This window comes from Marinobacter sp. (assembly GCF_033722195.1).
In the GTDB taxonomy this organism is placed as follows: domain Bacteria; phylum Pseudomonadota; class Gammaproteobacteria; order Pseudomonadales; family Oleiphilaceae; genus Marinobacter.
Genome location: NZ_JAWVZL010000105.1, coordinates 1 through 10,044, shown reverse-complemented (window position 1 = coordinate 10,044; position 10,044 = coordinate 1). Strand labels below are relative to the sequence as shown.

The window sequence follows — 10,044 nt, the reverse complement described above, 5'->3', positions numbered from 1 at the left end:
GAGAACCATGGTCGAACTGCTGGCTAGCCACCCTTTCTACGAAATCAGCGCCCTGCTCATTCTGGCGGCGGTGGCCGGCACCCTGGGCCTGCTGCTGCGCCAGCCCCTGATTGTGAGCTTTATTGCGGTGGGCGTAATGGCGGGCCCGGCGGCGCTGGATCTTGTGCACTCCGATGCCCAGATAGAATTGCTGGCGGAACTGGGCATCGCCCTGCTGCTTTTTCTGGTGGGGCTCAAGCTGGACCTCAAACTGGTGCGGACCCTGGGCTCGGTCTCCCTGGCCACGGGCCTGGGACAGGTTGTTTTCACCTCGGTGATCGGCTACGGCCTGGGCCTGGCGCTGGGGCTGGCGCCGGTTGCCGCCCTTTACGTCGCTGTGGCGCTGACGTTCTCGAGCACCATCATTATCGTCAAGCTGCTGACCGACAAGAAAGAGGTGGATTCCCTTCATGGCAGGGTCGCCATTGGCTTTTTGATCGTCCAGGATCTGGTGGTGGTGCTGGCCATGCTGGTGCTGTCGGCGGTGGGCATCGGCAACACGGAGGGCGACACCGGGTCCGCCCTGGGTCAGATCCTGACAGTGCTGGCCTATGGCGCCGGTCTGCTGCTGCTGGTGGCGCTGTTTGTGCGCTATCTGGCGGATGGCCTGGTGAGCCGGATTGCCCATTCCTCGGAATTACTGATCATCTTTGCCATTGCCTGGGCCGCCTTTCTGGCGGCAGTGGCGGATTACGCCGGCCTCAGCAAGGAGCTGGGCGGCCTGCTGGCAGGGGTCTCGCTGGCTTCCACGGACTACCGGGAGGCTATCGTGGCGCGGCTGGCTTCGTTGCGGGACTTCCTTTTGCTGTTCTTCTTCATCGCCCTGGGCACCCAGCTGGACCTTCGAATGCTGGGCGAGCAGGTGGCGCCGGCCCTGGTGCTTTCTGTGTTCGTTCTTGTCGGCAACCCCCTGATCGTCATGGTAATCATGGGGGTCCTGGGTTTTCGCAAACGGACCGGCTTCCTGGCGGGTCTGACGGTGGCCCAGATCAGTGAGTTTTCGCTGATCTTTATCGCCATGGGGGTTTCCCTGGGTCATGTTGGATCCGATGCGCTGGGCCTGGTGACCCTGGTGGGGCTGATCACTATTGCCCTGTCGGTTTACATGATCAGTTATTCCCACCGCCTCTATGGATTACTGGAGCCGCTGCTGGCGGGCTTCGAGCGCCGGCACCCGTTTCGGGAAGTTAGCCCCGGCCAGGAGCGGGAAGCAGAAAGAAACCACGATGTGATTCTGTTCGGCTACGGCCGCTACGGCTCTTCCATTGCCACTCATCTCCGCGAGGCCGGTTACCGGATCCTGGTGGTGGATTTCAATCCGGATGTGGTTCGGCGGTGCCGGCGCCAGGGTATGGCCGGCATCTACGGCGACGCCACCGACGAGGAGTTTCTGGCAACGCTGCCGCTGCACTCGCCGCAATGGATTGTTTCCGCCATGCCCGAGCACGAACTGGGGGTGACCCACTCCGATCCTCGCCTGGTACTGGTACGGTCGCTTCGCCACCACGGCTACCAGGGCCGCATTGCGGTATCCACCCAGAATCCGGACGAGGAGCAGATGCTCCGAGAAGCCGGCGCAGACGCTGTTTTCATGCCTTTCCACGATGCCGGACGCGAGGCTGTCGAACGCATGTCGGCAGATCACTGAGCGACACAGAACCGCCTCGCCGGCTCAAATTCGACGTCGAATCAGTCACCTGTCGAGGCTCTTTCTGGCATTCATCAAAAAAATGCCGAAAATAGATATTATAAATTTCAATTATAAATTCAAAGCCTCTAAAGTGATCGCCAACGTCGGCATTCTGGTCACTTTTTGATCGGGCTGCTGGCTCGCCTGAGATCCTCAACACCGCACGAGACAGGACTGAGATCATGCCCTACGCAAACGACGTTGATGCTGTTGCATCGCTGCTCAAGAACAACCCCACCTGGAACGCCATCAAGCCCGAGCACGCGGCTCGCATGCGCGCCCAGAATCGTTTCAAGACCGGCCTGGACATCGCCAAGTACACCGCCAAGATCATGCGCGAAGACATGGCGAACTACGACAAGGACAGCTCCCAGTACACCCAGTCCCTGGGCTGCTGGCACGGCTTCATCGGTCAGCAGAAGCTGATCTCCATCAAGAAGCACTTCGGTTCCACCAAGCGTCGCTACCTGTACCTGTCCGGCTGGATGGTTGCCGCCCTGCGTTCCGAGTTCGGTCCGCTGCCTGACCAGTCCATGCATGAGAAGACCTCCGTTGCCAGCCTGATCGGCGAGCTCTACACCTTCCTGCGTCAGGCCGACGCATGGGAACTGAACCACCTGTTCCGCGACCTGGAAGCCGCCGAGAAGGCCGGCGACAGCGCCAAGGCCCAGGAACTGATCAGCAAGATCGACAACCACGAGACCCACGTGGTGCCCATCATTGCCGACATCGACGCCGGTTTTGGTAACGCCGAGGCGACCTACCTGCTGGCCAAGAAGATGATCGAAGCCGGTGCCTGCTGTATCCAGATCGAAAACCAGGTATCCGACGAGAAGCAGTGTGGCCACCAGGACGGTAAGGTAACCGTTCCCCACGCCGACTTCCTGTCCAAGATCAACGCCGTACGTCTGGCGTTCCTGGAGCTGGGTGTGGACGACGGCGTCATCGTTGCCCGTACCGACTCCCTGGGCGCGGGCCTGACCCAGAAGCTGGCCGTTACCAACGAGCCGGGTGACCTGGGCGACCAGTACAACAGCTTCCTGGACGGCGAGTACATCGACAGCGCCTCCGACATCAACAACGGCGACGTTGTGATCAAGTCCGACGGCAAGCTGCTCAAGCCCAAGCGTCTGCCTTCCGGCCTGTTCCAGTTCCGTGCCGGCACTGGCGAAGACCGTGTTGTGCTGGACTGCATCACCAGCCTGCAGAACGGTGCCGACCTGCTGTGGATCGAAACCGAGAAGCCCCATGTTGGCCAGATCGCCTCCATGGTCAACCGCATCCGTGAAGTGGTGCCGGACGCCAAGCTGGTGTACAACAACAGCCCGTCCTTCAACTGGACCCTGAACTTCCGTCAGCAGGTATTCGATGCCTGGAAGGAAGAGGGCAAGGACGTGTCCGGTTACGACCGTGCCGACCTGATGAACGCCAAGTACGACGAGACCGAGTTGGGCAAGCTGGCCGACGAGTGGACCGCCAACTTCCAGCGCGACGCTGCGCGTGAAGCGGGTATCTTCCACCACCTGATCACCCTGCCGACCTACCACACCGCGGCCCTGTCCACCGACAACCTGGCCAAGGGCTACTTCGGTGACGAAGGCATGCTGGCCTATGTTGCCGGTGTCCAGCGCAAGGAAATCCGTCAGGGCATCGCTACCGTGAAGCACCAGGACATGGCCGGTTCCAACATCGGCGATGACCACAAGGAGTTCTTCGCCGGTGATGCGGCCCTGAAGGCCGGTGGTAAAGACAACACCATGAACCAGTTCTGATCCAGACTGGTTGCTGACAGGTCCGGGCCAGGCCCGGACCTGGATTGTCAAAAACCCCGCTGTTGCTTCGGTGACAGCGGGGTTTTTTATTCCGCAGGAACCGTGCTCAGTCGCTCTCGCGCTGCTGGATCTGCCAGAGGTTGGCGTAGGTGCCGGCCCGGGCCAGCAGTTCCTCGTGGCTGCCGTGCTCGACGATGCGGCCCTGGCTCATCACCAGGATGACGTCGGCATCGACGATGGTGGACAGCCGATGGGCAATCACCAGACTGGTCTGGCCCCGGGCGATTTCACGGATTGCCTGCAATATGCCCTGCTCGGACTCGCTGTCCAGGGACGAGGTGGCCTCGTCGAACACCAGGATGGGTGGGCGCTTGAGAATGGTTCGGGCAATGGCGACGCGCTGTTTCTCGCCGCCACTGAGTTTCAGGCCACGCTCTCCCACCCGGGTCTGGACACCGTCCGGCAGGTCGGCGATGAAGTCTTCCAGATGGGCCAGGCGGATGGCCTCGAGAACCTCCGCTTGGGTGGCGTCAATGCGGCCATAGCGGACATTCTCGTAGAGGCTGGTGTTAAACAGCACCGTGTCCTGGGGCACGATGCCGATGGCCCGGCGCAGAGAGTCCTGGGTCACCTGCCGGATGTCCTGCCCGTCGATGCGGATGGCGCCGCCGGTGGCGTCGTAGAAGCGGAACAGCAGCTTCACCAGGGTGGACTTGCCGGCACCGCTGCTGCCCACCACCGCCACCTTCTGGCGGGGTTTCACATGGAAGCTGACGTCATGAAGAATGGGCCGGCGCTCGCTGTAGCCAAAGCTGACCCGGTCGAACTCGATGGCGCCGTCGCTCACCTTCAGTTCGCGGGCATCCGGGGCGTCGGTGATGGTGGGCGCCTTTTCCAGCAGCTCGAACATCCGCTCGATGTTGGTGGTGGCGCTTTTCAGCTCCCGGTAGACAAAACCCAGAAAACCCAGGGGTATGAACAGCTGCATGGTGAAGGCGTTGATCAGCACGAAATCGCCGATGGTGATGTGGCCGCCGATCACCTGGTCTGCCGCCAGCACCATCATGGCGGTCACCGCGAGGGCGATGATCAGCGCCTGACCGCCATTGAGCAGGAACAGGGACAGGCGGTTCTTGCGCCGGGCCTGTTCCCAGTGGGCAAGATCCTCGTCGTAGCGATTGGCCTCGAACTGCTCGTTGCCGAAGTACTTGACGGTCTCGTAGTTGAGCAGGCTGTCCACCGCCCTGGTATTGCTGGTGGAGTCCGCCAGGTTGGCTTCCCGCACGAATTCCAGTCGCCAGTTGGTGACCAGCACCGAGAAAGCAATGTAGGCCAGCACAGCAGCTACTGTGATCAGTACGAAGCCGATGCTGTAGTTTAGGAGCAGGATGCCGGTGACCATGGCCAGCTCCACCAGGGTCGGCACGATGTTGAACACCATGATCCGCAGCAGGAAGCCGACACCGGTGACGCCTCGTTCGATGTCCCGGGACAGGCCACCGGTACGCCGGTTGAGGTGGAAGTCCAGTTCCAGCGCATGCAGGTGCTGGAACACCTGCAGGCCGATGCGGCGCATGGCCCGCTCGGTTACCCGGCCGAACACCGTGTCCCTAAGCTCACTGAACAGGGTGGTGGCAAAACGGGCGGCACCGTAGGCCAGCAGCAGCCCCAGCGGCAGTGCCAGGGCCATGTCCGGCATGGTCTTGCTGTCCAGGCCGTCGACAATGTACTTGAGGATGAACGGCACCCCCACCGTGGCCACCTTGGCCCCCACCAGGCAGAGCATGGCCAGGAAGATGCGACTGCGGTATTCCAGCAGGTAGGGCCAGAGGCTCTTCAGGGTTTTCAGACTGAGCTGGCCGGGCTCCTGGTCAGGGGGCAGGGTCATGCCTCGCATCAGTCGTGCCGGTTCCGGTTGTGATCGGCGAGCTGTTCCCGCATTGCCAGACGGCTGTCGCGGCGGATCTGGGCATCCTCGTAGCGGCGCTTCTGGGTGTCGTTGTCGGTACTGACCGCCGGCACCTTGACGGGCTTGCCGTTCTCGTCCAGCGCCACGAAGGTGAAATAGGCGGAGAAGATGTGGCGGACATCACCGGTGTAGCTGTTCTCGGCGGTGACCCGGGCGCCGATTTCCATGGACGAGCCCCAGCTGCGATTCAGCGACAGGTTGAACAGCAGGGTGTCGTTGCCCTTGGCCGGGGCCCGGAAGTGGATGGAGTCCACCGCCACGGTGACGCAGACATGACTGGAGTGCCGTTCCGCCACCACCAGGGCCAGGCGGTCGCATTTGGCCATGATCATACCGCCGAAGACGGTGTTCTGGGCGTTCATGTCATTTGGAAAAACCTTGTAAACGTGGTTGTCTATGCTGGAAGCAGACACAGGTTTGATGTTTTTCCGGGTCATGTTTGTTTGCATACCTTGGTTGGTCACTGAGTGTGGCGGCTGGCGAATCCGTTTACCAGACCGGACACCAGCCTACACCATCGCCTGCGTTGCCGACACGCCGTACACCATGGGAGGAGCAGTTTGACAGTCGATCAGGGCATCGTATTCGCGGTTCTGGCGGCCACGCTGGCCATGTTTATCTGGGGCCGTCTGCGGTTCGATGTGGTGGCCATGCTGGCCCTGCTGGTGGTCGCCGTTATCGGGCTGGTGCCCCCGGATGAAGTCTTCGCCGGTTTCGGCCACCCCGCGGTGGTGACCGTGGCCGGGGTGCTGGTGGTAAGCCAGGGCTTGGTGAATGCCGGCGTGGTGGACAGCATCGCGCGCTTTATCGGGCGGGTCGGGACCCACCCGATGATCCAGGTGGTGACCCTGACCGGTGTGGTGGCGCTGTGCTCCGGCTTCATGAACAATACCGGCGCCCTGGCGCTGCTCATGCCGGTGGCGGTCTGGCTGTCCCGCAAAGGCGGCCATTCGCCCTCCCTGCTGCTCATGCCGCTGGCCTTCGGCTCCCTGCTGGGGGGCACCATGACCCTGATCGGGACGCCCCCGAACATCATCATTTCCTCCTACCGGGAAGAAACCGGCGCTGAGGCTTTCGGCCTGTTTGACTACCTGCCGGTGGGCCTGGCCATTGCCCTGGTGGGCACCGCCTTCATCGCCCTGCTGGGCTGGCGCCTCACGCCGCAGCGCAAGGAGCCCTCCGATGAAGAGGAACTCTTCCCGGTGGGGGACTACATCACCGAAGTCCAGGTTCCGGAGAAATCGTCGTCGGTTGGCAACACCCTCCACAGTCTGCTGGAAAAGGTGGAGGAGGATGCCGATGTGGTGGTGCTGGGCCTGATTCGGGATGACCGCCGGGAGCTGGCGCCCTCCACCTACAAGGTTCTGCGGCCAGGGGACATCCTGTTGGTGGAGGCGGACACCGACAGTCTCCAGTACCTGCTGGACGTGGCCAACCTGAGCCTCCCCGACGGTGTCGGCGAGGAGGGAGAAGTGGAGGAGGATGAGCTGGAGGACGAAAAGGGGGGCCGAAAGAAGCGCCGTCGGGACAACGGCGACGTCAACCTTCTGGAGGTCATTGTCAGCGCCGATTCCCCCCTCATCGGCCAGACCGCCAACCGTCTGAGCCTGAGGGTACGCTATGGCATCAACGTGGTGGCCGTGGCGCGCCAGGGGCAGCGGATCAAGAAGCGCATCGCCAACATCCGCTTCAACGCCGGCGATATTCTGCTGGTGCAGGGCCGTCAGGACACCCTCCATGAATCCCTGTCGGATCTGGGTTGCCTGCCCCTGGCCGAGCGCGGCCTGCGGATCGGCAGCCCCCGGCGCACGCTGCTGGCGGCGGGTATTTTCATCGTCGCCATCGGCGCATTGATGCTGGGGGTGGTACAGGCCGCCACTGCGCTGGTGGGGGCGGCCGTGGCCATGGTGGTGGTGGGGCTGCTGAATCCCTCGGAGGCTTACCGCAGTATCGACTGGTCGGTCATTGTCCTGCTGGGCGCCATGATCCCGGTGGGGGAAGCGCTGGAAACCACCGGAGGCGCCAACCTGATTGCCGACCAGATGATGGCCATCGGCGGCACCCTCGCCCCGGCGCCACTGCTGATCATGCTGATGGTGGTCACCATGCTGCTGTCGAACGTGGTGAACAACGCCGCCGCCGCCATCCTGCTGGCGCCCATTGCCATCAGTCTGTCCCAGCAGCTGGCCATGAGCGCCGATGCGCTGCTCATGACCGTGGCCATTGGCGCCTCCTGCGCGTTTCTAACCCCCATCGGCCATCAGTCCAATGCGCTGGTGATGGAGCCGGGCGGCTACCGTTTCGGGGATTACTGGCGCCTTGGCCTGCCGCTGTCGGCGCTGGTGGTGGCCACGGCGGTGCCCATGATCCTCTGGGTCTGGAACTGATCTCTCCGCGGCTTAATCTGCTGTGATAGGCTGAGCGTAGAGACTACACCAGTAATCGATTCCTGCCGCAGCGGGACGAGTGAAGCCTATGGAAGACAGAGACAGCCTACTGCAGGCCCTGCATCAGACCCGCGCCAGAACCCTGGCGCTGATCGACAGCCTGCCGGACGACAAGTTGATGGTGCCCTACCACCCGGGTGTCAATCCGCCACTCTGGGAGATGGGCCACGCCGCGTTTTTCTACGAAGTGTTCATCCTCGCCGAGCTGGATGGCAAACCCAGCTACGACCCGGCCATGGACGACCTTTGGGACTCTTTCCACATTGACCACCGGGACCGCTGGCAGCCAGGGCTCTTTCCCGGCCGGGAAGCGACCCGGCACTATTTCAATGTGGTCTACGACCGTATCGAGGAGCGCATCAGGACCGAGCCGCTTAGCGATCGGGCGCTCTACCTCTACCGTTACGCCATCTACCACCAGAACATGCACATCGAGTCGATGATCTGGTGCCGCCAGACCGTGGGCTACGAGCCGCCACCGGGCACCCGGCTCTCACTGCCGGCGGCGGCCGAGGGCAATCCGGAGCCGGAAAACCTCGGGGATGCCGAGATTCCCGCCGGCACCTACCTGATCGGTATGCCGGGTGATTCGCCGGATTTCGCCCGCCACGACTTCGCTTTCGACAACGAGAAACCAAGGTTCGAGAAACACCTGGACAGTTTCCGGATTTCCCGCACCCTGGTCTCCAACGCCGAATTCCTGGCGTTTGTGGAGGACGGCGGCTACGAGCGCCGGGATCTCTGGTCTTTCGGCGGCCGCAAGTGGCTGGATACCGAAGTGGACCTGGCGCTGGTGGAGGGTCATGACGAGCCGGTCATGCGCCGGCCCCGCCATCCGCTGTACTGGCGTCGCCGCGACGGGCAATGGCAGGAGCGGGTGTTCGACCAGTGGCAGCCACTGCCGCGGGCCCATCCCGTCACCCATGTCAGCTACTGGGAGGCCGAGGCCTACTGCAACTGGGCTGGCCGGCGCCTGCCGACCGAGTTCGAATGGGAGGCGGCCGCCCTGGGCAACCGGCCCGGTGCAGCCTTCCGGCGCTTCCCCTGGGGCGATGAACCCCATCCCGAGCGGGTGGACATGGATGGCCACTACCTGGCGCAGCAGCCGGTCGCTGCCATGCCGGAGGGGGACGGCCCCTTCGGGTGCCGCCAGATGCTGGGCACCGTGTGGGAATGGACCACCACCCAGTTCCTGCCCTACGACGGGTTCTGCGTGGATATCTATCCCTACATGTCCACTTTGCAGTTCGGTGACCACAAGGTCACCAAGGGCGGCAGTTGCGCCACCTCCTCGCTGCTGATCCGCGGCACCTACCGCCAGGCCTACCTGCCCCAGCGTAACGACGTCTATACCGGTTTCAGGACCTGCGCCCTGTGAGGATATCGCGATGAATTTCTATGAAACCGATGAACAGCTGGGCCAGTACCTGGCATTCCACTACGGTGAGAGCCATTTCGGTGTGGGCAATTATCCGGCCCGCTGCGCCACTATCTGCCAGGAACTGATGGCCGGCCGTGACAAACGCACGGCCCTGGACCTGGGTTGCGCGGTGGGCCGCAGTACCCTGGAGCTGGCCCGGGTGTTCGAGCGTGTCGACGGCCTCGACCTGTCCAACCGGTTCATTGCCAGTGCCGGCGAACTGGTCAGCCGTGGCGAGTTGGAGTATTTCCTGCGGGACGAGGGTGAGCTGGGTAGCCAGGCCACCGCCCGGCTGGCGGATCTGGGTCTGGACCGGGCCGCCGCCCGGGTCCGTTTTGAAGTGGCCGACGCCTGCAACCTGGGGCCCGAATACAGCGGTTATGACCTGATCTTCGCCGGTAACCTGATCGACCGCCTGCAGAACCCGGGTGCGTTTCTGGCGTCCGTGCATGAGCATCTGGCGGAAGGCGGTACCCTGGTGATCAGCTCGCCCTATACCCTGCTGGAAGAGTTCACACCCAGGGCCAACTGGCTCGGCGGCTTTGAGCGCAATGGCCAGCCGGTGACCGTGCTGGAGGGCATGAAGTCGGTGCTTGCGCCGCACTTCGAAATGGTGGCACCGCCGGTGGATGTGCCCTTCGTGATCCGTGAGACCCGCCGCAAGTTCCAGCACTCCATTGCCGAGCTGAGCGCCTGGCGGCGGACCT

Annotated in this window: 7 protein-coding genes; 5 read left to right on the top strand and 2 right to left on the bottom strand. The window is 62.9% G+C overall.

Annotation, left to right across the window (positions count from 1 at the left end):
- Positions 1-1,687, top strand: a 1,687-nt coding sequence (locus R3280_RS14285; protein ID WP_318999286.1) for a cation:proton antiporter family protein, incomplete at its 5' end; no start/stop codon positions are given.
- 224 nt (positions 1,688-1,911) lie between these two features.
- The gene (locus R3280_RS14280) at positions 1,912-3,501 is read left to right on the top strand and encodes an isocitrate lyase (RefSeq protein ID WP_413468786.1); all 1,590 of its coding nucleotides are present in this window, start codon (positions 1,912-1,914) and stop codon (positions 3,499-3,501) included.
- Positions 3,502-3,607: 106 nt separating this feature from the next.
- Here the strand turns inward: R3280_RS14280 and R3280_RS14275 are convergent, their stop codons facing one another.
- Complete coding sequence (locus R3280_RS14275; RefSeq protein ID WP_318999285.1) at positions 3,608-5,389, bottom strand: ABC transporter ATP-binding protein/permease; 1,782 nt, start codon at positions 5,387-5,389, stop codon at positions 3,608-3,610.
- A gap of 8 nt (positions 5,390-5,397) precedes the next feature.
- Positions 5,398-5,832 carry an acyl-CoA thioesterase gene (locus R3280_RS14270; RefSeq protein WP_318999284.1) on the bottom strand — a complete coding sequence of 145 codons (435 nt, stop codon included), beginning with the start codon at positions 5,830-5,832 and terminating at the stop codon, positions 5,398-5,400.
- A 198-nt stretch (positions 5,833-6,030) separates the two neighbouring features.
- Between R3280_RS14270 and R3280_RS14265 the strand changes: the two genes are divergently transcribed.
- The 3 genes from R3280_RS14265 to R3280_RS14255 form a co-directional block, all read left to right on the top strand.
- On the top strand, positions 6,031-7,857 hold the full coding sequence (locus R3280_RS14265) for an SLC13 family permease (RefSeq protein WP_318999283.1): 1,827 nt from the start codon (positions 6,031-6,033) through the stop codon (positions 7,855-7,857).
- Positions 7,858-7,945: 88 nt separating this feature from the next.
- Positions 7,946-9,295 (top strand): selenoneine synthase SenA, encoded by a 1,350-nt coding sequence (senA, locus tag R3280_RS14260; protein WP_318999282.1) that lies wholly within the window; start codon positions 7,946-7,948, stop codon positions 9,293-9,295.
- A 10-nt stretch (positions 9,296-9,305) separates the two neighbouring features.
- Positions 9,306-10,044, top strand: a 739-nt coding sequence (locus R3280_RS14255) for a putative 4-mercaptohistidine N1-methyltransferase (RefSeq protein WP_318999281.1), incomplete at its 3' end; no start/stop codon positions are given.